The organism is Chromobacterium sp. CCUG 76385, assembly GCF_059916625.1.
On the sequence record NZ_JAUCGU010000007.1, the window covers coordinates 81,393 to 106,968 of the forward strand.

A 25,576-nucleotide genomic window follows, 5' to 3' on the forward strand; every position below is an offset into this window, starting at 1 on the left:
TGCGCGGAATAGCCGGCCACGCCGCGCCGCAACACTGATTCTTTATCGGCTGATTGCCTGCAACCATGAGGGCAAATGCTGGCTTAACAAACGATTCGCTTTCACCCAGCGACTCAAGGCGTCGCCTGCCTGGGATGCAGCCTCCGCATCGCGTGCGAAATCCAACACAGCGCGGCCCCAATCAGCCAGCTCGCGGCCCACTCGCGTAATCGGCTCATCGCCTTCGCGCAATTCGCCCATCGCTGTGGCGATCACAGGAATACCCAGGATGCCGAATTGCAGCATCCGCAAAACGCGAACAACGTCATCCCCCCCCTCCTCTATCTTAGGCAGAACCGCCAGATCCAGCCCCAGGCTAGCCAATTTTCGCGGGAAACCTTCACTATCCAGATCATAAGGATGGCATTCCGCCAAATAGGGCTTGATCACATCGGGACAATCGCCCAACACCACCCAGTCGACTTCTGCCACCGTCGCCAGCATCACGCCGCTAAGTAGCAACAAATCCTCTGCTTCGAGCGCTGTCCCGACCCAGCCCAGTCGGGGCCGGCGACCGGTGCGCCGCAAGGAAACCAGGCCCTCCCACTCGGCCTCGTCCAAAGCGACAGGAATCAGCCTCACATCCAACGCATCATCCTCGAATTTCCGTCTGAGCATCTCTGTGGGGACAAGAACTCTATCTATCTCACGCGCCAAGGCGTGCAGATACGCCATGCCATAACGCGCGCTCATCCCCAACCCGCTTTCCAGCCCGTCCACCAGCAACACCGACAGCAAATCCGGCTGGCTTTGCTTGCAGTTCCGCAGCCAATCCAGCTGCGCCGGTTCGAACCGAGCTGACATCAGCACGGTATCCGGCGCCAAGCGTTCGAATTCGACCTCGCGCGGCAGCCGCTGACCAGCAGATGCCTGCGTAAGCTGACACTGGCTTTCTTCTGCCAGTTTGCGCAGGGGGGCGGAGATTCTGCTGGCCACGCCCGCTGATGCACCCGGCAGCGCCAACACCCTATTGCGCTCATGAAACGCACCATTCCACCCTGCCGGAAAGGCATCGTCGATCTGGAAGGCTTGCCGACTGTCGAGGCTCAAATGCCGGTTGTAAGCCGGGTCGCGGCCCAGCCAGCCTTGCCAACGCAAAGGCAAGGCTGCGGCATTGCCCAGCTCTGCATCCCCGCCATGACGCAATGCAGAGGCGAAAGGCGTCCACAACGGCAACAAGCCCGCCGCGCGCAGTTTGAGGCTGAAATCCGCCGCCGCGCTGAGCTCATCGGGCCAGCTGGCATCCACGCCGCCAATCTGTTGATAAACGGCACGTTTCACCAGCAGGCAATCCAGCAAGACGGCACCAGGACTATGCTCGACCTGCATACGCAGCAAATAACCTGGCTCTTGCGCATCACAACCGTCAAAGAGCGTCGCCGCGCCCTCATCCGAACCCAGCAAGATCGGGCCGCGCCAGATGGTCTTGCCGTCGGGGCGCAACAAGCGCGGCGCGGCGCTGCCGACGCCGGGCCTATCCGCCAAACTCAACAGCGTAATCACCGCCTCCGGCTCTGCCAGCTCAATCCGACTATCGAGGAAAAGCAGGAAATCGCCCTTGGCCGCAGTCGCGCCCAACGCATAGCGCTCGCGGCGAGTGGCTTCGGCCCCGCAGGCTACTCGCGTGGCGAGGGCAGGAATCGCGTCCCGCGCCGTGATCGCCAGAATTTCCGCATCGACGCCATCCCAAGCCGCGGACAAGGCCTCGATACAGGCTGACAGATGGAAAAACTCGCCTTCGTCGGCGACGATGATGGATAGCCGCGCGCCCTGAGGCGCGGGGTAATGGATGCGGCGAACCCCATCAGCTTGGCTGAACTCCACGCGCCCAGGCACGCCCAGCCGGCCCAGATGCTCGATCAGAACCCTTTCCTGAGCCGTCGCCCCCCCGCTCTTCACGCCTAGCGGCAGATGCAACAAGACATCGTCGATATGGCCGATTGCCCCCGCGCCGCAGCGATCATGGATGCGTAACACGGCATCGAACCCATCCGCTCCCGCGCTGCCGGAAAACGCGCCCACCTCCAGCAAGGCGTCTCTGCGGAACCAAGCGCTAGGGCCGATATAGTCGCTGCCGCGCAGCCAATCGAGATTGAAATCCGGACGGAAAACCGGATCGATGAGCTTGCTACCCTGCGCCATCGTATCGCTGTCCGAATAGATCACCTGCCACTCCGGATGCATGGCGGAATAATCTGCCACCAACAGCAAAGCGTCGCCGGCCAGCTCCGCTCCCGGCGGCAGAATGGCCATCCAGTCGCAAGGCAAGGCGTCGAGCACGGCGGCGTAAGCCTGGCTGAGCTGCACCGGATCGCCGGCGTCGTCTATCCGCAACCAGCCCAACACTTCGGAATTCTGAAACGCCGCGCTGGGTTCGTCGAAATCAGCGACAAAGATTAGCTGCCATTCCTTGTACAGCTGCTGCGACAACGCATTGACGGTGTTGATCGCAACCGCCAAATCCTCCTCCGTCAACGGCATCATGATGATGAAGCGTGGCTGACCGGTCCAGCTTCTGGCCATCCGTTCGGCATGCAGTTGCGCATCGGCGGGCTTGAGCGCACGCCCCTTCAGCCAGCCCTCATAACGTAGCGTCTCCAGGGAGGCTTCAACAGGCTGGAGCTTGAACGAAGGCAACACCAAATCGCTGGTCATGCCATTGGGCAGCAGTTGGGACTGTTCGATAAAGCCTTCCAACTGCTCCAGCAGCTCAAGCTGGTACTGATGGTAAACCTGCTGATAATCGACTGTTTTACTATGCGCGGTGGCGATACCCTCAGGCGTATCCACAAAGGTCGCGCCGGGCAAGGCCAGGCCGAGCGCCACGCCAGCCCGCTCCTCTGGCTTTTTGGAATACACGGTTTCCTTGATCACTACCGGGCAGCCGCACAGCAGGGCCTCGGAAATGATGGCCGAATTGGCGAAGGTATACAGCACCTTGCCTTGTCTGAGCAGCGCGGCCAATTCCTCATGGCTCTGCGGCCAGTCGTAAGTGATGACTATCGAATCACGGAACAGCTCGGGGTAGTCCTGCTGCGCCTGCTTATAGCGACCGGGATACACCAGCACCTTATCCCGTTTTTCATCATGGGCATTGTCGTCATTGTTGAAAATGCTGGTATCGATGGAGGGGATAAAAATGAAGGATGGGTCGGGGTATTTTGCGCTATCGACATAATCCTGGTGCCAGAACACCAACATGTCCGACTCGGGATAATCTTTTGGACCTCCCAACAAGCCAGGGTGGTTGAGAATGTAACGGACCACCGCCGCGGCATTGAGCGGATTGCCGTGCACCACTTCCGGATACACCACGATAGGCGAGCGCTGGGTCGCCTTGTGTCTATCGACAATGTCCTGAGTCAGATAGGGCGTTCTGAGCTTGGGATCGGTCTCAGGCGAAAACACGTAAGCTTCTTCGCCCAGCTTGTTCAGATAATGGCACAGCAAATGCATGGCCCGGACGCCATTGGATACCCGGGTGAAGCCTGGCGCGCAGATGTAATAAGGCCGGTGCTTTTCGTTGTAGAATCTTTTTTCTATCTGCATATTGGCTTGCTTTCATTTTGTCCAACCCTGCCCAGGGCAGAAACGCAAAGCGTGGCGCGACGTCAAGCGGGCAAGGTCATGAAGAGATAAACGCATCGGCCGAGAATTCGATGGCATCGGCCAGCGAAGTCCACGGCGCCAAGCCCAACTCCACGCGCGCCCGGCTGATATCAGGCACATACAGATTGCGCGCGGGGTTGCCGACATTGGCGTCTGATCGGCCAAGAATCCTCACCTCCCCCTCGGGATGCAAGCGATCTCGCACCAAATGGGCGAGATCGGAGATGGAAACCGCCTCGTCCGAACCAACGTTGAACAGAGCTGCATCGCCCTTGCGCAGCAACAAAGCCATCAACCAGGCCGCCAGATCGCCCATATATAGATAAGAGCGCAATGGCGAACCATCCCCTTGAATGATGATAGGCTCTCGCCGCAGCGCGCACTGGATGAAATTGCCGATAGCATAATGGATACCCAGCGGCATGAAAGGGCCTACAAACGCGAAGCAACGGGCAACGCTCAGATGCCAGCCGTGCTGCGTGGCATAAGCTGCGCACAGAAATTCCGCCGCTCGCTTTGCCTGCCCCAGCGCCGTGACCGGGTCCATGGTGTCAGGGGCGACCAGATCCTCCTCCCGCAAAGGCATGCCGCGCGGCGAAGGTCCGTAGGCCGCGCCGGAGCTGGTAAACAGGAAATGCTCGGGCCTCGCCTGCGCTGCGAAGTCCAGCACCCTGCGGGTGCCGGTCACCAGCGTGTCGAACTTGCCCAAGGGCGTTTCGCCCTGGAAGGTCTCATGCGCCGAGGTAGTGGCCGCATGAAGGAAATGGCTGAAGTCGCCGCGTGGGAAATCGAAATTGCGCACATCGCCACGATGGAAGCGAATGGCCGGATCGGCGGCCAGATGCGGCGCGCGGCGCGCGAAGGCTTGCGGGTCGCGGCTGAGCGCCAGCACGCGGATGTCTGCGCTCAAACGGGCATTCGCATGGACGATGGTCTCCAGCAGCCAACGGCCGAACCAACCGGTGCCGCCGCTGATGAACAGCGAAGCGCCGCGCAGGCTCTCCCACACTTCAGGCTGTCGCTCGAGAACGGCATCCAGGTCCTGCTCCAGCGTTCTTTTCGGCGTCGTAGACAAGCTGTCTGGGCGCATCCGCTCTATTCCGCAAGTACCACCAGGGCGCTGGCCCAATACTCAGCCGCCATGTTCTGATGGACACGCCGGTTGAAAGTCAGGTCATAGCCATACGCCTCGAAATGATAGCCGCAACCTTCTTTTTCTGCGTCCAGCCCCGATAGCCAAAGCAAGGGCGGATAACCGTTCTTGCGCAGCAGCAGGTCGGGCGCGGCGAGGAAGGCGGCGCAGCTGTCATAGCCGCCGGCGAGCAAAAATGATTCCGGTAGCGTGGCGATCTGCTCGATGGCCGCCGGTATCGAATACTCCAGTAGACAGGGGAAGTAGACGCCCACCACTGGACCACGGCGCATCGCCTCGATCAAACGCTCATGACGAGCGCCCGCAGCCGGCGTCAGTTTGCCGGCCAGGCCTGCCTTGTGGTGGTTGGTGAAGCAATACTCCGGCAGCGCCTCGGCAAAGCCGCGCCCGACCGCCGGCAGATAGCGGTTTTCCAGCGCCTCGCCGATATCGTCGTGACTGGCTTGCGGCAGCAGGAAAGGCACAGCCGGACCGTTGAGGATGTGGCTCGCGTCAGGGTCGGCGGCCAACTGCGCGAGGATGCCGCGCGCGCGGCGCTCGAACTCGGCAGCGTCCACGCCCGCCGTTTCGCCCAGCTGGGCGACCGTGCGCCGATAAACGGCGGCGTAGTCTATGGCTGGCTGTTCGGCCAGAAAGTAGCGTCGCGTCTGGCGATGGCAGGCTGCCTGAGTGCCGTCATGCGGCAGGCAGCGGCCATGGGCGTCGAAACGCGGCGCGGTTTGAATCATGTCAGGTGCGTTCATCTAGGTTGCCTTTACCGTGTTCTGGTATGCGCGCCGCGCATCAATCGTACAACGTATCTTCGTCGGAGAAGCCCTGACCCCATGGCAGCGGCAGGAATTTGGCGCCAGCGGTCTTTTCCGTGTGGATCTTGATGAACTTCGGGTCTTCGCCGATCAGGCAGTCGGGCCGATGCGGCCCCAGCCACGGGTTGCGCATGCCGCGCGCCAGCACTTCCTTCAGCGGGGTTTCGCGCAGGTTGCCGATGGAAAAATCGATGTACGGGCACGGCGTCACTTCCATGGTGGACGTGACGGTGATGATGCCCTTGACCGTGATGCAACCCTTGTGCGAGCCGTAAGAAGGCGTCATGTGGGTGAAGACGTTGTACTCCTTCTCCATCTGCCGCAGGATATCGGCGTCTTCCTTGTCGATGACGAATTCCGGGTGCTCGGTGCACGAGCCGGTGGGCTTGGCGTACGATACATACAGACCGATATTGCGGGAGGTGGCGTACTCGCACATCTCGCGGAATTCCTCAGTCTTGGCGCGTCCCTTGACCAGCACCGTTGACAGAATCAGGTTGAGTCCGGCGTCCAGACAGGCATCCACCGCGCGCATCACCCGCTTGTAGGAGCCGGGCTTGTTGCGGAAGTTGTCATGGTCCTGCTCGACGAAGCTGTCCAGCGACATCTGGATCTTTTCCACGCCGATGGACTTCAGATGCTTGGCGCGTTCCAGGTCGAGAAACCAGCCGTTGCTGTCGACAATCACATAGTGCTTGTCGGGATCGATGGCAGCGACGACATCGTCCAGATCCTTCATCACCAGCGGTTCGCCGCCTGTAATCACGAAGCGCGCCAAGCCCAGTTCGTCGGCTTGGCGCGATAGATTGCGGATATCTTCGTAATCCATCTTGCTGCGGGTATCCACCACCTTGATCACGTTCTTCAGGTGGCGGTCCATATAGTATTCGGCCGAGCAGTGGGTGCATTTGAAATTGCACAGATAGCTCTTTTCCAGCCGGATGATGGGACTGATCTCCCCGCGCTCTTCCATTTCCGCAATACGCGCCAGCTTGGCCGCGATGTACGGCTTGCGCTGTGCGAGGTCATTGCGTTTTGCCTGCTCTGCCTGGCTCAAGGCTAGGTTCGCGGTTTCCAAGGGAGCATTCATGTGGGTGTCTCCAGGTCTTTCCATCCCGTTCTGGGCGCAAGCGCCCAAGGCGGGTGTTTCAGGTGTTCGAGTGTATCAGAGAGGCTATGCCAGATTAATTCTTCCTCTGGCTTTATATGTGAGCGTTTCTTACATGATCTTCGGCATTCCCGTGCGAAACTTGAGCCGAGGGCAGCGGGCTGCCTGTCTGTCGGCCATCAAGAAAAGGCCGATAGATCTCGTGTACCCGAATCAGATTATCCGGAGCGCTGCCATGCCAAGCCCAGTCGCCATTGCGGGGGGCGGCCGGGTCGAAGCGCCGCGCCTCGTCCAACGGCGTCAGCAAGCGGCACGCATGCAGCAGCGAAATGAAATGCCCACGCACATCGCGGCTGTAATTGACGATCTCGTGCTGGCACAGCGGACGCGAGTCGAAGCCAACCTCGGCGCCGAGCTCCTTGGCCGCCACCGCGGCGATGCGCTCGGCCGAGCTCTCCTTGAAGCGTATGATGCCGCCGGGAATATGCCAGCCCGGCCCGTAGAAACGATCATGCCGCCAGGTCAGCAGTGTGCGGCCCTGCTCGTCGCGGATCAGCAGGTCGACGTTGACCATGGGCGTCAGGCTGCTGACGAACAGGAAGACCTCTTCCGGCAGGCCTTCGCGCGCCGACCCCACCGCCTCGCGCAGGGTTTCGATCGCCTGCAGCACCGCCTCGTGGGAAACCGATGGTTGAAACGACATGATCAGGCCTCCGAAGGCGGGGTTCGCAACGCATCGCCGTCCAGCACGGCGATGGCGAAGCGCTCGCCGTGGCGGGCGCGGATCTGCCGTACCACCTCCGCGCTGTAGCTGGCCGCCAGCACGATGACGGCGTCCACCTCACCGTCGTCCAGCCGCGCCGGCGCCACGATGGGCAGGTGAGTCGCGGGTGTGTAACGGCCCTGCTTGAACGACGCGGAATCCAGCACGTAGCGGATGCGGCCGGCGATGCCCATCAGGCTGATCAGCGCCAGCGACTGATGGCCCGCGCCCCAGATCGCCACCCTGCCGGGCTCGAAGCGGTCCAGAAAGCCCTCGAACGACGCGCGCAGCGCGCCCTGGCAGGCGGCCAGCGCCGACAGGTCCTGCGGGCAGCGCTTCCTGACCGTGGCCGACAGCACGTAGTCGTGCCAGGCGGCGCGGCAATCCAGCACTTCGAAGCCGTTGGCCTCCAGCAGGCGCGCCAGCGTGCGCTCGGTGAAGTAGAACAGGTGGTCCGGGATGAACTCGGCGAACAGGCCTTTTGCTATGATCATGTCGAAATTCGGCACTTCCACCATGCCGACGGCGCCGTCGGCCAGATTGGCGGCGATCCCCTGCAGCGTCAGCTGCGCGGTCGGGATGTGCTCGAGGAAGTTCAGGATCATGAAGCCATCGAACGGACCCGCGGCCAGCCGAGAATCCGGGCCGCCAACAAAGCCCTGCTCCACCCTCAGCCCTGCCTGGCGGCAGGCGTCCACCGACGCCGGCAGATGCTCGATGCCGTAGGCGTCGGCGCCGGCCTCGGCCAGCAGCGACAGATACTCGCCGCGGCCGCAGCCGACTTCCAGCACCTTGCGGCCTGTCAGGCCATACTCGACCAGCCAGCCGCCGAATTGCTCCAGCCGGAAAGCGCGCATCTCCGGCGAGATGCCGGCGGCGCGGATCACGTCGCGCCAGTACGGCACCGGCTCGGCGTCCAGCTGGACCAGGCCGCAGCCGCGACATTGGCGCAGCGCCAGCCTGACGCCGTGGTCGGCGGGCAGCTGCTCGGCGGTCGGCAGCCCCTGGGCGGCGGCGGGCATGTCGTCCTGCACCAACAAGGGCTGATCAAACAGCGGCTGCGCGCAGATGCGGCAGTAGTCGATCGCAGCGGCCATCGCTCAGACGTCCCGTTTGGCGGCTTCCGACGCCGGCAGCAGCGGAATCAGCATTTCCGCGCGCAGCTGCTCCAGCGGCAGCAGCGGCGACATGTCTTCCAGCGGCATCGACAACATGGAGCCGTCCGGCTGCGGCAGCGCGGCGGCCTTGGGCTGCAGCGTTTCGTTCTCGTTCAGCCTCACGTCGCACAGGATCGGTCCCGGATGGGCCATCACCTTGGCCAAACCCTCGGCCAGCTCCTCGACGCGTTCGATGCGCACCGCCGGCAGGCCGTAAGCTTCGGCCAAATCCAACACATCTGGGATCAGCACGCCGGCTTCCGGCCCGGTGCCGACGTAGCGGCTGTCGAAATAATTGCGCTGGGTGTTGCGGATCGAGGCGTAGCCGTTGTTGTTCATGATGAACAGACGGATGGGTAGTCTCAGCGCCTTCAACGTCGCCAGTTCCTGCAGGTTCAGTTGCAGGCTGCCGTCACTCTCGATAGCGATCATCGGCTGGGAACCGTTGCCGAGGCAGGCGCCTATCGCCGCCGGCAGGCCGTAGCCCATCGAGCCGAGGCCCGAAGTCAGGAACACGCGCTGTCCCGGCTTGTTGCGGAACACGGTGTAGAACACCTCGACCGCGAGGCCGGAGCTGCCGGTGGAAATCAGCGTGTTTTCCGGCGCGGCGTCGGACAGCGCGTCGACGAAGTGATAGTGGCTGATCTGGCCGGAGGTCGGGAACGGCGCGCCGTCCTGCACCGGGTAGCGGCGCTTCCAGTCGGCGCAGCGGTCCAGCCATGGCTGCCACTTGGCCTTGGGCAGGCGCTCGCCGGCCACCAGCAGGCCCTCCAGGCAGGCTTTGGCGTCCATCGCCAGCGGCAGGTCGATCTCCATGTCCAGCTTGGCGATCTCGGCGGCGTCGACGTCCACCACCACCTTGCGCGCGGCGCGGGCGAAGCCCTTGGGGTTATAGGCGGTGAGGATGTTGTCGAGGCGGGTGCCGATGGCGATCAACAGATCGCAGTTCTGCACCGCGAAGTTGCCCGGGCGCAGCGCCACCACGCCGGGACGGCCGGCGCACAGCGGGCTGTCCCATGGCATCAGGTCCATCGCGTTCCAGGTAGCGGCCACCGGCACTTGCAGCTTCTCGCTCAACTGGCGCAGCGCGTCGGCTCCACCGGCGATGCGCACGCCGTGGCCGGCCAGGATCAGCGGCCGCTCGGCCTGCTTCAGCAGATCGGCGATGGCGGCGACATAATCTTGCGCGGCCGGCGCGACGTCCGCCTCCGGCTGCCAGCCGGGCAGGCTGGAAGGATCGATGGGCGCGGCCTGCACATCCAACGGAATGTCCAGCCACACCGGGCCGGGACGACCGCTGTGCGCCAGATAAAGTGCCTGCTCCAAGTGCCGGCGGATCGCCTGCGGGTCGGTGACGGTGACAGCGTACTTGGTGACCGGTTTGGCCATCGCCACCACGTCCACCTCCTGCACGCCCTTCTGGCGCAGGCCGCTGCCTTGCAGCAGGTCGGCGCGCTTCACCTGGCCGGAAATCACCAGCATGGGCAAAGATTCGATCCAGGCGCCGGCCACCGGCGTCAGGATATTGGTGGCGCCGGGGCCGGTAGTCACCATGGCCACGCCGGTGCGTTCGGCCAGCCGGCCGTAGGCCTCGGCGGCGATGCCGCAGGCCTGCTCGTGGTGGCAATGCACGGCCCGGATGTCGGGCTGTTTAGCCAGGGCGTCGTTCAGATGCATGGCGCCGCCACCGGGCAGCAGAAACACGTGGCGCACGCCGCGCGCTGCCAGGAAATCCATGACGTAGTCCGCTAGGCGGACGAGTTTTGCGCTCATGCTTACATCCAGTAGGTGAGGCGGGTCTTACGGTTCGGGTTGGCGCTGATCCGCTCGTCGGTGTAGTAGGAATCGTCGACGAAATGGGTGGACGAGATTTCCTCGAACACCACGCCATTGCGCGTATGGAAGCGGTGGCGCACGCCGCGCTGCACGGTGATCACGTCGCCGGCCTGCGCCAGGCGCTCCTCGTCGTCCAGCCAAATGGTCATTTCTCCATACAGCACAATGAAGGTTTCTTCCTTCTTGTGGTGGTACTGCTCCGGATGGGTCTGGCCCGGCAGCATCACGATCAGCTTCTTGCAGTACTCGCGGTTGACCACGGTCACCATGGTCAGGCCGTATTCGTGGAAATGCTCCATGCCGTAATGGTGGGAGATTTCCAGCTCGGAGCGGCCCGGCACCACGATCTTGCCGCGCTTGAACAGCGCCTTCACCGCCTCCACCGCCTTCTGCACCTTGTCGCGCAGGTTCACCGGCTCCAGATCGGCAGCCATGATGGGCGCGTTGGCGGCGATCGGCGTCTTGGCGGTGTAGCGGACATACTTGGACCATTCGTTGGCGGTCAGCTGTCCTTCCGCCGGCGGGAAGGCAAAGCTGACATTGTCGGCGGTCAGCGCCTCGCCGGCGGCCACGGGGCGAGTGGCGAACACGCCGCGGCGCAGCGAGCGCAGGCTGGCCTGCTCGATCTCCGACACCGCGTCGTCCTCGCCTTCGCCCAGCATCGCCAGCGCGCGCGCGGCGGCGGCCAACCAGCGGCGCACTTGCTCCGGATTGGCCGAGTAGTTGTTGATGCCGTACTGGTCGGTGGGCAGGCCCACATGCTTCTCGAACACCGTCGCGCCCAAGGCGACCGCCAGCATGATGGGTTCCATCAAGTCCGGGCCTTCGTGAGTGGAGTAGCCGATGCGCACGCCGGCGTACTGCTGGCGCAGCGCCTTGATCCGCGCCAGGTGCAGATGGTCGTCCGGCGTCGGGTACTCGGCCACGCAGTGCATGATGGTCAGATCCTTGCCGCGATGCAGCATGAAGCTGACCACCTTGTCGATGTCCTCGCGCCGCGCGCCGGCGGTGGACGCCACCACCGGCTTGTCGCTGCGAGCGATGCGCTCCAGCAGCGGCCAGTCGGTGAACGAACAGCTGGCGATCTTGATGATCTCGATGCCGTGCGCTTCGATCAGGTCCACCGACTCCTCGTCGAACGGCGTGCAGATCGCCTTGAAGCCGTTGGCCTTCATCTCGGCCACCAGCTTTTGCATCTGCTCTGGCTGCAGCCGGGTCTCCTCGAAGCGCTTCACGTACTTGACGTCGTCGCGGCCCTTGAAGCTGGAATGGATGAAGGTGTCCAGGTTGCGGTACTGCAGCTTGAAGCCGAAGTCGAAATCGAAGCCCTGGCAGGATTGGCGGATGGCGCGGATCAGCGCGACGCCGTGCTCGACGTTGCCCATGTGGTTGTTGGCCATCTCGAAGATGAATAGCGGCTTGTTCATGATGGGCCTCTCTAGTCGAAGTTGGCGCCGAGGAAGGTTTCCAGCTTCTCGACGGTGAAATCCAGCATGTCCCGGCTCAGCCCCGGATAGAGGCCGATCCAGAAGGTATCGTTCATGATGCGGTCGGTCACCGGCAGCGGCGTCGCGCAGCGGTAGTTCCGGCCCTGCATATAGGGCTGCCGGGTCAGGTTGCCGGCGAACAGCAGCCGGGTGCCGATGCGGTGCTGATCCAGGTAGTGCAGCAGGTCGACCCGGCTGAGCTGCGCCTCCGGCTTCAGCGTCAGCGGGAAGCCGAACCAGGACGGGTCGGAGCCCGGCGTCGCCTGCGGCAGCACCAGGAATTCGGCGCAGCTTTGCAGCCGCTCGCTCAAGTAGGCGAAGTTCTGCTTGCGCGCAGCGATGAAGCCTTCCAGCCGATCCAGCTGGGCCAAGCCGCAGGCCGCCTGCATGTCGCTGATCTTCAGGTTGTATCCCATGTGGGAATAGGTGTACTTGTGGTCGTAGCCGCAGGGCAGTTGGCCCTGCTGCCAGGAAAAGCGCTTGCCGCAGGTATTGTCCTTGCCCGGCGCGCAGTAGCAGTCGCGGCCCCAGTCGCGCACCGACTCCATGATCAAGCGCAGTTGCGGATCGCGGGTGAACACCGCGCCGCCCTCGCCCATGGTGATGTGGTGGGCCGGGTAGAAGCTGAGCGTGCCGATGTCGCCGAAGGTGCCAACCTTCTGGCCGTTGAAGGTGGAGCCCAGCGCGTCGCAGCAATCCTCCACCAGCCATAAGCCGTGCTGGCGGGCGAAGGCGGCCACCTTGTCCAGATCGAAGGGGTTGCCCAGGGTATGGGCGATCATGATGGCCTTGGTGCGCGGCGACAGCGCCGCTTCCAGTAGACTGGCGTCGATGTTGTAGGTCGGCAGCTGCACATCGACGAACACCGGCACCGCGCCGTTCTGGATGATGGGGTTGACCGTGGTGGGGAAGCCCGCCGCCACGGTGATCACTTCGTCGCCCGGCTGGATCGCGCGCTCGCCAAGCCTAGGCGAGGTCAGCGCGGTGAAGGCCACCAGGTTGGCCGACGAGCCGGAATTGACGGTCAGCACGTGCGGCAGGCCGATGAAGTCGCCCAGCCGGGCTTCGAAGGACGCGTTGAAGCGGCCGGTGGTCAGCCAGGCATCCAGCGCGGCGTCCACCATATTCGCCACTTCGGCCGCGCCGACCACCTTGCCGGACGGCGGCACGGCGGTCTGTCCCGGGATGAATTCGGCCTGGGCCAGGCGCGCTTCAGCGTATTGACGCACCAGGGCGAGAATGGCCTCTCGGCTTGTGTCAGTCATGTCTTGCTCTCTCTGCTCAGCCGCGCGTATAGGCTGAGATTTGCTTTAAGGTGAAGGCCTGCATGTCCTCGCCGCGTAGCCAGGCGCGATGCCAGACCAGTGTGGCCGACAAGGCCTGCTCCAGGCTCCAGCGCGGCGACCAGCCCAGCCGCTGGCGGGATTTGGCGCTGTCCAGCCGCAGGGTCTGCGCCTCGTGCGGATGGTCGCCGCCGTCGCGGTGCCAGCGGGCGTCGCCGCCCCATTGCCGGGCCAGCGTGTCGGCGATCCAGGACACCGGGCGATTGCTGTCGTCGACGGGGCCGAAATTCCAGGCCGACGCGGCGTCACTCTGCCCCTGCGCCAGGCACTCGGCCAGCCGTAGGTAACCGGCCAAGGATTCCAGCACGTGCTGCCAGGGACGGACGGCGTCGGGGCTGCGTATCGCCAGCGAGCGGTTCTCGGAGAAGGCTTGCAGCAGGTCGGGCACCAGCCGGTTGGCCGACCAGTCGCCGCCGCCTATCACATTGCCGGCGCGGGCGGTGGCGATGGGGGCCATGCCGGGATAGGAGCGCCGGTAAGCGGCGCACAGCAGCTCGGCGCAGGCCTTGCTGCTGCTGTACGGATCATGCCCGCCCAGCGCATCGCTCTCGCGGTAGGCCCACGGCCATTCATGGTTTTCGTAGCACTTGTCGGTGGTGACGGCCACGACAGCCTCGACGCCTGGACAATGACGCACCGCGTCCAGCAGGTTGGCGGTGCCCATCACATTGGTCGAGAAAGTGCCCAGCGGATCGGCGTAGCTGTGTCGCACCAAGGGCTGGGCCGCGAGATGGAATACGATGGAGGGTCGACAGGAACGGACCGCGTCGGCCAAAGCCGCCGCGTCGCGGATATCGGCCAGCGTCGTCGTGGTCCTGCGGCCGACTCCTGCGGCATCGAACAGCGCTGGCGACTGCTCCGGCTCCAGCGAGTAACCATGCACCTCGGTGCCCATTTCAGCCAGCCACAGGCTGAGCCAACCGCCCTTGAAGCCGGTATGCCCGGTCAGGAATACCTTGCGCCCGCGCCAAAAGGCCGGATTCACCACCGCTTCCACGGTGCCTCCCCGCTCTGCCACAACTCCTCGAGCAAGGTCTTGTCGCGCAGCGTGTCCATGGGCTGCCAGAAACCATTGTGCTCGTAGGCCGCCAGTTGCCCCCTCGCCGCCAGCGTTTCCAGCGGTTCGGATTCCCACACGCAGTCGTCGCTGTCTATCAGGTCCAGCACCGACGGCTTCAATACAAAGAAGCCGCCGTTGATCATGCCGCCGTCGCCGCGCGGCTTCTCCTTGAAAAACTCGACGCGCTCGTTGCGGATTTCCAGCGCGCCAAAGCGGCCAGGCGGATGCACTGCTGTGACGGTGGCTTCGACATTCTGACTGCGGTGGTAAGCGATGGCGGAGGTAATATCGATATCGCTGACGCCATCGCCATAGGTGAAGCAGAAGTCTTGTTCGTTCTCCAGATGCCGGCGCACCCGTCCTAGCCGGCCGCCGGTCTGCGTGCTTTCCCCCGTATCGACCAGGGTGACGCGCCAAGGCTCAGCGTGGCGCTCGTGGACAAACATCTGGTTATTGCTCAAATCCAGCGTGACGTCGGAGGTGTGGAGGAAATAGTTGGCGAAGTATTCCTTGATCACATACCCCTTGTACCCCAGGCAGATGATGAAATCATTGATGCCATGCGCGGAGTAGATTTTCAGGATATGCCATATGATAGGCTTGCCGCCGATCTCAATCATCGGTTTGGGACGAAGATGGGATTCTTCGCTGATGCGCGTACCAAGACCACCGGCCAAAATCACGGCTTTCATACATCGTCTCTCTTATTGCGCCTGGGGTATCTTAAATGAATTCAATAATCCATTCCAATGCCAAGCAGGCTCTTCGTCACTACGGCGCGCATCGTCCGCTTCCCGTCTTTAATACGTCAGCTCCACACCCACTCCGGGATTTTGCTCAAAACCTCAGCAGACAAAACCACTGGGGGCGCTGAAAACCTGTTGATTTCTTATCGGCGAAAAGCCGCCGGCACTTGAGAGATGGTTTAAAGTCTTTTCCCCGCGGCAACAATATCCGCCAAATGCATAACCGGGAAAACAAGCAGCCTGACAGAACCACCTACAACGGGCATGGTAAACCGACGGCTGGAGACACAGACAATCGGCGGGTTGCGCCATGAGCAAAACTGCCGAGCCTCGTCTCAATCTCCAAAAAAGGCCTGCAAGGTGTTCATCAGATCCTGCACGCTCTTGGCCGCCACCGCCGGATCGAACTCCACCTGCGCCTGGCGGCCCTTGCCTGCCGCCCAGTTGCTGACCAGGCATAGATGGGCATATGGCAGATCCAGCTCACGCGCCAACGCCGCTTCCGGCATGCCCGTCATGCCTACCATATCGGCGCCGCAACGCTCCAGCTTGAGTATCTCGGCGGCGGTTTCCAGCCGCGGCCCCTGAGTGCAGGCATAGACGCCGTCACGCACACCGCTGATGCCGGTGGCCTTGATCGCCTCAAGCAGTCGGCGGCGCAGGGCATGATCATATGGCGAGGTGAACTCGGTATGCACCACCGGCCGTTCCGGCCCCTCGAAATAGGTATGTTTGCGGCCCCAGGTGTAATCGATGATGTCGTGCGGCACCACTAAACGCCCCGGCGCCATGTCAGGCCGAATGCCGCCGACGGTGCCGATGGCGATGACGCCCTTGGCGCCCTGATTGTGCAAAGCCCAAAGATTGGCCCGGTAATTGATTTCGTGCGGCGCCAGCGAATGGCCATAGCCGTGGCGGGCGATGAACACCACGTTCTGTCCGGCCAGCTTGCCATAGGTCAAGGCGCACGATGGGTCGCCATACGGGGTGCGCACCACTTGGCGGTGCGTCACTTCCAGTATCGGCAGTTGGGCCAGTCCGCTTCCCCCGATGATTGCCAACATATCCGTCCCCCCTTTTTGTCATTTTGAGCGGTCCCACCATGGGCTGCGCCACCCGTCTATCGGACGGACCGACGCTATCCAGCCGCTTTTTCTGATTATGTCCGAATCCGCGTCACAAAGGACAACAAATCAGCAGGAAAATCCACCCTCTGATTGGCCCCGTCGCATGGGTCTGTGGCCCGGAATCCAGGCCAGAAAGCCGCTGGCAGAGCAGGGATAGCCGACGGTTGCCATGATCTTGCTCAATTAAACGATAATGGTTATCATTAACAAATGAACGCCACCCACGACAAAGCCCCCACTCGCAACGGCCCCGCTCCGGCGACGCCGCTGCTGCACAGCCGCCTGCTGTTTGGAGGCGGACGTGAAATCCTGATCGAGCATCAGGGCGAGCTGTACCGCTTGCAGCTCACCCGCAACGGCAAACTGATACTGATCAAATAGCAACCCGCAAGCCAGCCGACAGCCAGCCAGCGGAAACGACGAAAATATTGGAGTTTCCATGGCCCTGTTCCGTGCCACCCCTTTGATGCTGAGCCTGGCCGCCGCCTGGCCGGCTTTCGCGGAAGAGCTTCCGCAATCGCTGGAAACCGTCCAGGTGACGGCCCATCGCACCGAGAAGCCGCTGGCGGAAACCGCGCCCAACGCCAGCGTGATTTCGCGCCACAAGCTGGACGACAGGCTGATCCGCGACATCTCCGACGCCGCCAAGTACGAGCCGGGCGTGGAAGTCGCCTCCGATCCCAACCGCCGCGGCAACGCCGGCTGGACCATACGCGGCATCGACGGCAACCGCATCCTGATGCTGATCGACGGCGAACGCCTGCCGGAAGCCTATGCCGGCGGCGGCAACGGCAACGGCGCGATCTCCGGCCGCGACTTCGTCGAACTGGAAACGCTGCGCGCCATCGACATCGTCAAGGGCCCCACTTCCAGCCTGTACGGCTCGGATGCCATAGGCGGCGTCATCGGCTACCGCACCAAGGCTGTGGACGACTTTGTGCCGGAGGAAGCCGGCGTCGGCGGCAGCGTCAAAACGTTCGGCTCGACGGCCGACAACAGCTGGGGCGGCAGCGCTGCCGTGGGCGTCAAGGGCGAGCGCGCCGACGCAATGCTGATCTACACCCACCGCAACGGCCACGAGATCGACAATCAAGGCGGTAACGACAGCAGCAGCACCGCCCGCACCACGCCCAATCCGCAGAGCTGGCACAGCGACAACGTGCTGGCCAAGCTCGGCTACCAGCTGGCCCCGCAGCAAAGGCTGGAGCTGACGCTGGAGCATTTCCGCCGCGATACCGATACCAATCTGCTGAACACGCTGTACCCGGCCTCCATCGACCGCCGCTCCGGCCGCCTCAAGCCGGCGCTGCAAGCGCAAACCGCCGCCGACCGCATCCAGCGCGACCGCGTGTCGCTGGGTTGGGAAGGCAAGTCGCTGGGGCCGTTCGAGCGTCTGTCGGCCAAGGTATACCAACAGAAACTCGACAACGCCGACGACAGCCTGGAGCAATACGGCAACGGCAGCCGCATCGCCTCCAACTACGGCTTTGACCAGAAGATTCTGGGCCTGAGCCTGGAAGCGGAACAACGCTTCGCCGCGCTGTCGGCCGAGCATCAGCTGCTGTGGGGCGCCGACCTGTCGCGCACCGACACCAGCCGGCCGCGGATGAAGACGCAATACCTGGCCAACGGCTCGAGCAACAACGTCATCGGCGGCGAAACCTTCCCCAGCAAGACCTTCCCAGACAGCACGTCCGACCGCATCGGCCTGTTCATCCAGGACGAAATGAAGTTCGCCAATGGCATCGCCCTGTCGCCATCGCTGCGCTGGGACCACTACAAGATGACCACCCAGCCGGACCAGGCCTATGCCAATAGCGGCGGCCAGCAGGTGCCATCGTTCCAGGACGGCGCCTTCTCGCCCAAGCTGGGCCTGAGCATCCCGTTCGCCGAGCATTACACCGGCTTCGCCCAGCTGTCGTCCGGCTTCCGCGCGCCGCCGTTCGACGATGCGAATATGGCCTTCGTCAATCGCACTTATGGCTATCAGGTGATCGCCAATCCCAACCTGAAATCCGAAACCAGCCGCGGCGTTGAACTCGGCCTCAAGGGCAAGTGGGACAGTTTCGACTTCGGCCTGACCGCCTATGCCAACCGCTACCGCGATTTCATCGAGCAGCAAAGCCTGGGCATGCAGGGCGGCCTGCTGACCTTCCAGTATCAGAACATCGGCCGCGTCGACATCAAGGGCGCCGAAGCCCGCGCCGGCTGGCGCTTCGCCCCAGGCTGGCAGACCAACGCCGCCATCGCCTACGCCCATGGCGAGAACCTGGACGACAACACGCCGCTGGCCTCTGTTTCCCCGCTCTCCGCCGTGCTGGGCCTGCGCTACGACCAGGCGCACTTCGGCGGCGAAGCGCTGCTGCGCGCCGCCGTGCGCAATAGCCGCGTGCCAGCCGTGTCCTCGCTGCAGAACCCGTCAGCCCAGAGCCAAGCGTTCGAAGCGCCTGGTTACGCCACGCTGGATCTGACCGCTTACTGGAAGCCCGCCAAGCAGACCGTGGTGCGCGCCGGCGTGTTCAACGTCTTCGACCGCAAGTACTGGAAAGCCGCCGACGTGCGCGGCCTGGCCGCAGACGACGCCACGCTGGACCGCTACACCCAGCCGGGCCGCAATGTCGGCGCCAGCGTCGAATACCAGTTCTGACCCTTACCACACCATTCCAAGGAGAATTTCATGAGCCAGCTATGGGAACGCTACCAGTCGCTCAAAGCCAGCCAACCGCGCCTGCGCGCGCGCGACGCCGCCATCGCCCTGCAGGTCAGCGAATGCGAACTGGTGGCCGCCGACCCGGCCGCCACGCCGCTCAAACCCGAATGGCCGCAGATCCTGGGCGAACTGCACGCCCTGGGCCGCGTGATGGCGCTGACCCGCAATCACGCCTGCGTCCACGAGACCAAGGGCGACTACGCCAATGTGTCGTTTGAAGGCAAGGTGGGCCTGGCGCTGAACCCGGTGATCGACCTGCGCATGTTCCTGTTCCACTGGCGCCACGGCTTCGCCGTGGTGAGCGAAAGCCCGCGCGGCATCCAGCGCAGCCTGCAGTTCTTCGACCGCCACGGCGAAGCGGTGCACAAGGTCTATCTGACCGAAGACAGCGATGTCGCTGCCTTCGACGCGCTGGTGGCGCGCTTCGCCGCGCCGGCGGCCGAGCTGGCGCTGGAACCCGTCGCGCCGGCCGAGCCGGAGCAGGCCGACGAAGCCATAGACCAGGCCGCCTTCCAGGCCGAGTGGCTGGCGCTGAACGACGTGCATCACTTCCACGCTTTCCTGCGCCGCTGGCAGGTCTCGCGCCGCCAGGGCTTCCGTCTGGCGCCACCGGGCCAGGCCTGGCGCGTGCGGGAAGACGCGGTGGAACAGCTGCTGCGCCGCGCCGCCGCCACCGAAACGCCCATCATGGTGTTCGCCGGCAACCGCGGCATGATCCAGATCCATACCGGCGCCGTGCGCAATGTGCAGGTGGTGGGCGACTGGCTGAATGTGCTGGACCCGCACTTCAATCTGCATTTGCGCACCGACCTGATCGCCGAAGCCTGGATCACCCGCAAGCCGGGCGACACGGGCGTGGTGACATCGCTGGAGCTGTTCGACGAGGCCGGCGAATCGCTGGCCACCTTCTTCGGCGAACGCAAGCCGGGCCGCGCCGAGCGCGCCGAATGGGTGAAGCTCCTGGGCGAACTGCCGACGCTGGAGCAAGCCGATGTCGCGTAAATCCTGGTTTGCCGGCTTGTTGTTGGCCGCGTCCGCCCTGCATGCCCTGGCAGCGGAGCGGCTGGTGGTGGTGACGCCGGACATCGCCGAAATCGTCGTCGCGCTGGGCGCGGCCGGCCAGGTGGTGGGCCGCGACCGCAGCAGCAAGGAGCCGGAGCTGGCCCATGCCCAGGTGGTGGGTTTTTCGCGCGCGCTGAACGCCGAAACCATCGCCGGCCTGAAACCAACCCTGGTGCTGGGCAGCGCCGCCGCCCAGCCGCCGACGCTGTGGCCGCAGCTGAAACAGCTGAAGCTGCGCGCCGAGGAAGTCAGCCCGCGCGAGGATGGCCGAGACTTTGCCGAGGCCATCCGCAAGGTGGGCAAGCTGCTGGGCCGCGACGCCGCCGGCGACAAGCTGGCCGCCGACTGGCAGCGCGCGATGCAGCCGCGCACGGGCCGAGCCGTGCGCTACCTGGTCAGCTACGACGGCACGCTGGCGGCCGGCCGCGACACCGCGCCGGACACGCTGATCCGCGCCGCCGGCGGCGTCAACGCGGCGGCCGGCCTGTCGGGCTTCAAACCGCTGAACCGCGACGCCTGGCTGGCGCTGAAGCCAGACGTGATCATTCTGGGCAGCCATACCGCGGCGGCTTACGGCGGCAAGGAGACTTTCGCCAAGCGGCCGGAAATCGCCGCCACGCCGGCCGGCAAGCAGGGCCGCATCTATCAGCTGCCGCCGCAGCAAGGCATGCTGGTTGGCTTGGGCAGCCCGGCCGTGGTCGAACAAATGGTGAAAATGTGAACGCGTCCCACCTCTGGCTGTGGGCCGGTCTGATTGCCGCCAGCCTGGGCCTGCCCTGGCTGGCTTTGTCGAGTTCCGCTGGCCATTTGGCCTGGCCGGATCTGGCCGATCCGCTAGTCACCCAGTTGCGCCTGCCCCGCATCGCCGCCGCCCTGGGCGTCGGCGCGGCCCTGGCCGCCAGTGGCGCGGCCCTGCAGGCGTTGTTCCGCAATCCGCTGGCCGATCCCGGCCTGATCGGCACCTCAGGCGGCGCCGCTCTGGCGGTCATCGCCGTGCTGGCGCTGGGCTTGGCCGGCCTGTCGCTGCCGCTGGCGGCCTTCGGCGGCGGCCTGGCCGCCACCTGGCTGATCCTGCTGCTGGCGCGGCTGGCCAAGGGCGGCCTGGCCGGACTGTTGCTGATGGGGCTGGTGGTCGGCGCGTTTTGCGGCGCCGTCTCCAGCCTGATCCTGTTCCTGTCCGACGACCTGACGCTGCGCGCGGCCAGCAGTTGGCTGGCCGGCAATCTGGGCGCGGCCCAGCCCGACCGGCTGTGGCCTTGTCTGCTGATCGCCGGACTGGGCGTGGCCTTGCTGTGCGCGATAGGCCGCGATCTGGACTGCCTGCTGCTGGGCGAGGAAGCCGCCCGCTCCTTGGGCATCAACACCGTCCGCACCCGCCGTCTGGCCGCGGCCGGCGCCGCGCTGGCGACAGGCGGCGCGGTGGCGCTGTCCGGCGTCATTGGCTTTGTCGGCATGATGATTCCCAATGCGCTGGCCCTGCTGGTGGGCGGCTGCCGCCGCAAGCTGATCCTGCTGTCGGCCTGGGCTGGCGCGCTGTTTCTGCTGGCGGTGGACACGCTGGCGCGCAATATCGCCTGGCCGCTGGATATGCCCGTCGGCCTGATGGCGGCCTTCGCCGGCCCGCCTTTCTTCATCTGGCTATTCCGCCGCCAACAAGGGAGCGCCAACCATGCCTGAAGCCCTAAGCCTGAAAGTGCGCGAGCTAGGCTACACGGTCCCCGGCCGCGAACTGCTGCGCGACATCCGGCTCGACTTGCCTGCCGGCCGCGTCTGCGCCCTGCTCGGCCCGAACGGCGCCGGCAAAACCACGCTGTTGCGCCTGCTGGCCGGTTTGGCGGCGCCCACGCATGGCGCAGTGCGCTTGAACGGCCAATGCGTATCCCGGATGGACGCGCTGCAACGCGCGCGCCGCATCGCCTGGGTGCCGCAGCATCTGCCCGCCGATATTCCGTTGACGCTGAACGAATTCGTCGCGCTGGGCCGCATGCCCTATCTCGGCGCCTTCACCCGCCCTGCCGCGGCGGACCGTCAGGCCGTCGAGCAGGCGCTGGCGACGGTGGAGCTGGAAACGCGCGGCGGGGCGCGGCTGGATTCATTGTCCGGCGGCGAGCGGCAACGCGCGGCCATCGCCCGCGCGCTGGCGCAGCAAGCGCCGGTGATGCTGCTGGACGAACCGACCAACCATCTGGACCTGCGCCATCAGCACAAGCTGCAACTCTTGCTGCGCGAGCTGGCTGCGCAAGGCAAGACTGTGGTGCAGGTGCTGCACGATCTGGCGCTGGCCGCCGAATACGCGGACCGGGTGGCTCTGCTCGACAACGGCAGGCTGGTGGCGGAAGGCGAACCCCATGCGGCGCTGACGCCGGAGCGGCTGCTGGCGGTATACCGCTGGCCGGTGCGGCTGCAGCATCACGCGCCGCAACAGGCCGCCTGAAACGCAAGAAATCCGACGCCATCGCCGCCGAGTCATTATCCTTTCCAAGGCGAAGATAGGTTTCGATCATTGGCAGAAAGAAAGATGCCCCTCAGCATGAAAAAAGGCCGCCCCGGTTATCCGGAGCGGCCTGTTGCCTGAATGGCTCAGTATTACTTCAGGGCATGAATCGCCGGCAGATTGCGCCAGGCGCCGCGCACGTCCATGCCGTAGCCGAACACATAGCGGTCCGGCACGTCCAGGCCTACGAAATCGGCCTTCAGCGGCTTGGCCTTGCTGATCAGCTTGTTGGCGAACACGCCGCTATAGAATGCCTTGGCGCCCATGCCCATCACCTTGTCGCGGATCGCCGCCATGGTGTGGCCTTCGTCCAGGATGTCGTCCAGCACCAGCACCACGCGGTCGCGCACGTCTTCCTTGGGCGCCTGCTTCCACACCAGCTCGCCGCCGTGGGTCTTGTCGCCGTAACGCGATACATGGACGTAGTCGAAATCCAGCGGGAAGGCCAGACGCGGCAGCAACTGGCCGGTGAACACCACGGCGCCGCCCATCACCGACAATACCAGCGGGTATTCCTCGCCGAGTTTTTCGGTGATTTCCACCGCCATGCGGTCGACGGCGGCGCTGACTTCTTCGGCGCTGAACAGCACATCCGAGCTGTTGATCAGACCACGGGCTTCGGCAATATTAGGCATGATGACTCCTTAACAGAACAGGCGGCGCCGCCGTTGGCGGCGCAATGGAAAAACTGTCAGTCGATTTTCAGCTCGCGCAGGAAGGCGGCAAACTCGCCCGCCACCTCGTGATGCTTCAAACCATAGTTGACCGTGGCTTTCAGGTAACCCAGCTTGGAGCCGCAATCGTAGCGCGTGCCCTTGAACGGCAGCGCCAGCACGGCCTCGTCCTTCATCAAGGCGGCGATGCCGTCGGTCAGTTGGATCTCGCCGCCGGCCCCCGCGCCAGTATTGACCAGCTTGTCGAAAATGCGCGGCGTCAGAATGTAGCGCCCCACCACCGCCAGGTTGGACGGCGCCTGTTCCGGCTTCGGCTTCTCCACGATGTGCTCGACGCGCTGATGGCCGTGGGCGTCTGCCGCCGTCTTGACGATGCCGTAGGAGCCGGTGTCTTCCGGCGCCACGGTCTCCACGCCCAGTATGGACGAGTGGGTCTCATCAAACAGGCGCACCATCTGCTCCATCGCGCCCGGCGCCCCCTCGATCAAGTCGTCGGCCAGGATCACCGCGAACGGCTCGTCGCCGACCACAGGCCGCGCGCACAGCACGGCGTGGCCCAGGCCCAGCGCCTCGGTCTGGCGGATATAGATGCAGCTGACCGCGGGTGGGATGATTTCCTGCACCAGTTGCAGCAGCTTTTGCTTGTTCTTGTATTCGAGCTCGGTCTCCAGCTCGTAAGCCTTGTCGAAATGGTCTTCGATCGAACGCTTATTGCGGCCGGTGATGAAGATCAGCTCGGTCATGCCGGCGGCGATGGCCTCCTCCACCGCATACTGGATCAACGGCTTGTCGACGACGGGCAGCATTTCCTTGGGGCTGGCCTTGGTCGCCGGCAGAAAACGGGTGCCCAGACCGGCAACCGGAAACACGGCTTTGGTGATCTTTTTCATCTCGATTCCGCTATTTCAATTGGCGTTTTGCAATATAGACAGCGCCGCATTCTAGCCCTTCTTCGCTCGAGGTCAAAATGTCTGTTGAGCCGACAAGGCCTCGGCCAGCTCGCGGACCACCGGCAGCCAGTCACCCGGCGCCGTCTGTCGCCACAGCCGCACCGACGGGTACCACGGCGCGACGGCAGCGTCCGCAAGGAAGAACGGCGCGCTTTCGGCCCGCAGCAGCGCCCAGGTAGGCTTACCCATCGCCCCGGCCAGATGCAGGATGGCGGTATCGACGCAGACCACCAGATCCATCTGTTCCAGCAGCGCGGCGGTGTCGGCAAAATCGCCTATCGCCGGCTGCGTCACCAGCCCTTGCAATTCGGCGGGCAGCTCACCCGGCTGCAAGGCGACGAAATCGATGCCGGGCACCCGGCAAATTTCGGCAAACCAGGCTGGCGGCACCGACTTATGCTGACGCCACGCATCGGCAATGCCCACGCCCCAGCGGCCGCTCTCCCATACCACGCCGACTTTCAGCTTGCCATTGCCCGCCAGCGTTGGCTGCACGCCTTGCACCGGCTGCAGATAGGCAGCTGTCGGCAAATTGTCCAGCGTCACGCCCAGCACGCCGGGCAGCGACATCAAGGGCAGCTGGCAGTCATACGCCGGCGCCGCGTCGGGCGGCAGCAACTCGATGCCGTCAAATTGCGCGAACAGGCGGTGAAACGTCTGCGGGCAGGCCAGCAACAAGCGGGCGTCCGGATGCTCGGCGCGGATGCGCGGCAGAAAACGCGCCATCTGCAGGCTGTCGCCCAAGCCCTGCTCCGCCCACAGCAACAGCGTCCGCTGGCCCAAGGCGCGGCCATCCCAGCGCGCGCCCTCATGCCGCGGCGTAAGGATGCTGCGCCAACGGGCCTCGTACAAGGGCCAGGCCTCGGCGTAGCGGCCCGCCAGCAGCAAAGCGATAGACAGGCTGAACTGCAGATTGGCATCCTGCGGCGCCAGCGCCAAGCCGCCCTGCAGCACGGAAATGGCGTCGTCCAGCAGCAGCGCGCTGGTGCAGACGTTGCCGAGATTGTTGCAGCGGGCCGCGGTGACGCCGCCAAGCTCTATCGCCTTCAGGAAGCAGGCGATGGCGTCGTGATAGCGCAACTGGTGCTGCCGTACCACGCCCAGATTGCTCCAGGCATCCACGTGCGCAGGCTCCGCCGCCAGGGCTTCTTCCAGCAGCTGGCCGGCCAGTTGCAGTTCGCCCAGCTCCTTCAGCAGCACCGCCAGATTGCTCTTGATATTGGCCGACGCCGGGTTCAACGCCGACGCGGCCATATAGTCGTCCAAGGCGCGCGCGTTGTCGCCCAACTGCTGCCGCGCGTTCGCCCGGTTGGCCAGCGCCTGCCAGTCCTGCGGGTTTTGCGCCAGGCAACGATCGAACACCGCGATCGCGCCCTGCCAGTCCCCCGCCGCCGCGCGGCGGTTGCCTTCGTCGAAATCCGCCTTCACCACCGCCTTCAGCGCCATAGGGCC

Annotated in this window: 21 protein-coding genes; 6 read left to right on the top strand and 15 right to left on the bottom strand. The window is 64.3% G+C overall.

The window, feature by feature from the left end:
• Positions 1–42 precede the first annotated feature (42 nt).
• The 12 genes from QUG01_RS07145 to QUG01_RS07200 all read right to left on the bottom strand — a co-directional run bounded on the left by QUG01_RS07145 (position 43) and on the right by QUG01_RS07200 (position 16,171).
• Positions 43–3,588 (bottom strand): glycosyltransferase, encoded by a 3,546-nt coding sequence (locus tag QUG01_RS07145; RefSeq protein ID WP_500829518.1) that lies wholly within the window; start codon positions 3,586–3,588, stop codon positions 43–45.
• A gap of 76 nt (positions 3,589–3,664) precedes the next feature.
• The gene (locus tag QUG01_RS07150) at positions 3,665–4,777 is read right to left on the bottom strand and encodes an NAD-dependent epimerase/dehydratase family protein (RefSeq protein ID WP_500829519.1); all 1,113 of its coding nucleotides are present in this window, start codon (positions 4,775–4,777) and stop codon (positions 3,665–3,667) included.
• Positions 4,744–5,544, bottom strand: a complete 801-nt coding sequence (locus tag QUG01_RS07155; protein WP_500829520.1) for a hypothetical protein — start codon at positions 5,542–5,544, stop codon at positions 4,744–4,746. Before QUG01_RS07155 ends, QUG01_RS07150 begins: the two co-directional genes overlap by 34 nt.
• A 40-nt stretch (positions 5,545–5,584) precedes the next feature.
• On the bottom strand, positions 5,585–6,697 hold the full coding sequence (locus tag QUG01_RS07160) for a radical SAM/SPASM domain-containing protein (RefSeq protein WP_103317905.1): 1,113 nt from the start codon (positions 6,695–6,697) through the stop codon (positions 5,585–5,587).
• 112 nt (positions 6,698–6,809) lie between these two features.
• Complete coding sequence (locus tag QUG01_RS07165) at positions 6,810–7,418, bottom strand: NUDIX domain-containing protein (protein ID WP_500829521.1); 609 nt, start codon at positions 7,416–7,418, stop codon at positions 6,810–6,812.
• A gap of 2 nt (positions 7,419–7,420) precedes the next feature.
• On the bottom strand, positions 7,421–8,575 hold the full coding sequence (locus QUG01_RS07170; protein ID WP_500829522.1) for a methyltransferase domain-containing protein: 1,155 nt from the start codon (positions 8,573–8,575) through the stop codon (positions 7,421–7,423).
• Between the two features lie 3 nt (positions 8,576–8,578).
• Positions 8,579–10,408, bottom strand: coding sequence for a thiamine pyrophosphate-binding protein (locus QUG01_RS07175; RefSeq protein WP_500829523.1), 1,830 nt, complete (start codon positions 10,406–10,408; stop codon positions 8,579–8,581).
• Between the two features lie 2 nt (positions 10,409–10,410).
• Positions 10,411–11,898 carry an N-acetylneuraminate synthase family protein gene (locus tag QUG01_RS07180; RefSeq protein WP_500829524.1) on the bottom strand — a complete coding sequence of 496 codons (1,488 nt, stop codon included), beginning with the start codon at positions 11,896–11,898 and terminating at the stop codon, positions 10,411–10,413.
• Positions 11,899–11,909: 11 nt separating this feature from the next.
• Complete coding sequence (rfbH, locus tag QUG01_RS07185) at positions 11,910–13,223, bottom strand: lipopolysaccharide biosynthesis protein RfbH (protein WP_500829525.1); 1,314 nt, start codon at positions 13,221–13,223, stop codon at positions 11,910–11,912.
• 16 nt (positions 13,224–13,239) lie between these two features.
• Positions 13,240–14,319 (bottom strand): CDP-glucose 4,6-dehydratase, encoded by a 1,080-nt coding sequence (gene rfbG / locus QUG01_RS07190; protein ID WP_500829526.1) that lies wholly within the window; start codon positions 14,317–14,319, stop codon positions 13,240–13,242.
• Positions 14,283–15,053, bottom strand: a complete 771-nt coding sequence (gene rfbF / locus QUG01_RS07195; protein WP_500829527.1) for a glucose-1-phosphate cytidylyltransferase — start codon at positions 15,051–15,053, stop codon at positions 14,283–14,285. Before rfbF ends, rfbG begins: the two co-directional genes overlap by 37 nt.
• Before the next feature lie 389 nt (positions 15,054–15,442).
• Positions 15,443–16,171, bottom strand: coding sequence for an S-methyl-5'-thioinosine phosphorylase (locus tag QUG01_RS07200; RefSeq protein WP_500829528.1), 729 nt, complete (start codon positions 16,169–16,171; stop codon positions 15,443–15,445).
• 273 nt (positions 16,172–16,444) lie between these two features.
• Here QUG01_RS07200 and hemP point away from each other — a divergent pair, with 273 nt between their 5' ends.
• Genes hemP through QUG01_RS07230 form a run of 6 tightly spaced genes read left to right on the top strand, consistent with a single transcriptional unit; the run spans position 16,445 to position 22,440 of the window.
• Positions 16,445–16,615, top strand: coding sequence for a hemin uptake protein HemP (gene hemP / locus QUG01_RS07205; protein ID WP_500829529.1), 171 nt, complete (start codon positions 16,445–16,447; stop codon positions 16,613–16,615).
• A 58-nt stretch (positions 16,616–16,673) separates the two neighbouring features.
• Entirely contained in the window at positions 16,674–18,881 is a 2,208-nt protein-coding gene (locus QUG01_RS07210; protein WP_500829530.1) for a TonB-dependent hemoglobin/transferrin/lactoferrin family receptor, read from the top strand.
• 30 nt (positions 18,882–18,911) lie between these two features.
• A complete protein-coding gene (locus QUG01_RS07215; protein WP_500829531.1) occupies positions 18,912–19,946 on the top strand; it encodes a hemin-degrading factor in 1,035 nt (344 codons plus the stop codon).
• Positions 19,936–20,727 carry a heme/hemin ABC transporter substrate-binding protein gene (locus tag QUG01_RS07220; RefSeq protein ID WP_500829532.1) on the top strand — a complete coding sequence of 264 codons (792 nt, stop codon included), beginning with the start codon at positions 19,936–19,938 and terminating at the stop codon, positions 20,725–20,727. Before QUG01_RS07215 ends, QUG01_RS07220 begins: the two co-directional genes overlap by 11 nt.
• Positions 20,724–21,683, top strand: a complete 960-nt coding sequence (locus tag QUG01_RS07225) for a FecCD family ABC transporter permease (protein ID WP_500829533.1) — start codon at positions 20,724–20,726, stop codon at positions 21,681–21,683. Before QUG01_RS07220 ends, QUG01_RS07225 begins: the two co-directional genes overlap by 4 nt.
• Positions 21,676–22,440 (top strand): ABC transporter ATP-binding protein, encoded by a 765-nt coding sequence (locus QUG01_RS07230; protein WP_500829534.1) that lies wholly within the window; start codon positions 21,676–21,678, stop codon positions 22,438–22,440. The genes QUG01_RS07225 and QUG01_RS07230 overlap by 8 nt, the downstream gene beginning before the upstream one ends.
• A 152-nt stretch (positions 22,441–22,592) precedes the next feature.
• On the opposite strand, the gene QUG01_RS07235 is transcribed toward QUG01_RS07230, so the two are convergent.
• The 3 genes from QUG01_RS07235 to QUG01_RS07245 all read right to left on the bottom strand — a co-directional run bounded on the left by QUG01_RS07235 (position 22,593) and on the right by QUG01_RS07245 (position 25,570).
• Positions 22,593–23,135: a hypoxanthine-guanine phosphoribosyltransferase gene (locus QUG01_RS07235; protein WP_103317927.1), complete on the bottom strand. Its 543-nt coding sequence runs from the start codon at positions 23,133–23,135 to the stop codon at positions 22,593–22,595.
• A 56-nt stretch (positions 23,136–23,191) separates the two neighbouring features.
• On the bottom strand, positions 23,192–24,064 hold the full coding sequence (gene galU, locus QUG01_RS07240) for a UTP--glucose-1-phosphate uridylyltransferase GalU (RefSeq protein WP_500829535.1): 873 nt from the start codon (positions 24,062–24,064) through the stop codon (positions 23,192–23,194).
• A 72-nt stretch (positions 24,065–24,136) separates the two neighbouring features.
• Positions 24,137–25,570, bottom strand: coding sequence for a tetratricopeptide repeat protein (locus tag QUG01_RS07245; RefSeq protein WP_500829536.1), 1,434 nt, complete (start codon positions 25,568–25,570; stop codon positions 24,137–24,139).
• Between the last annotated feature and the right edge of the window lie 6 nt (positions 25,571–25,576).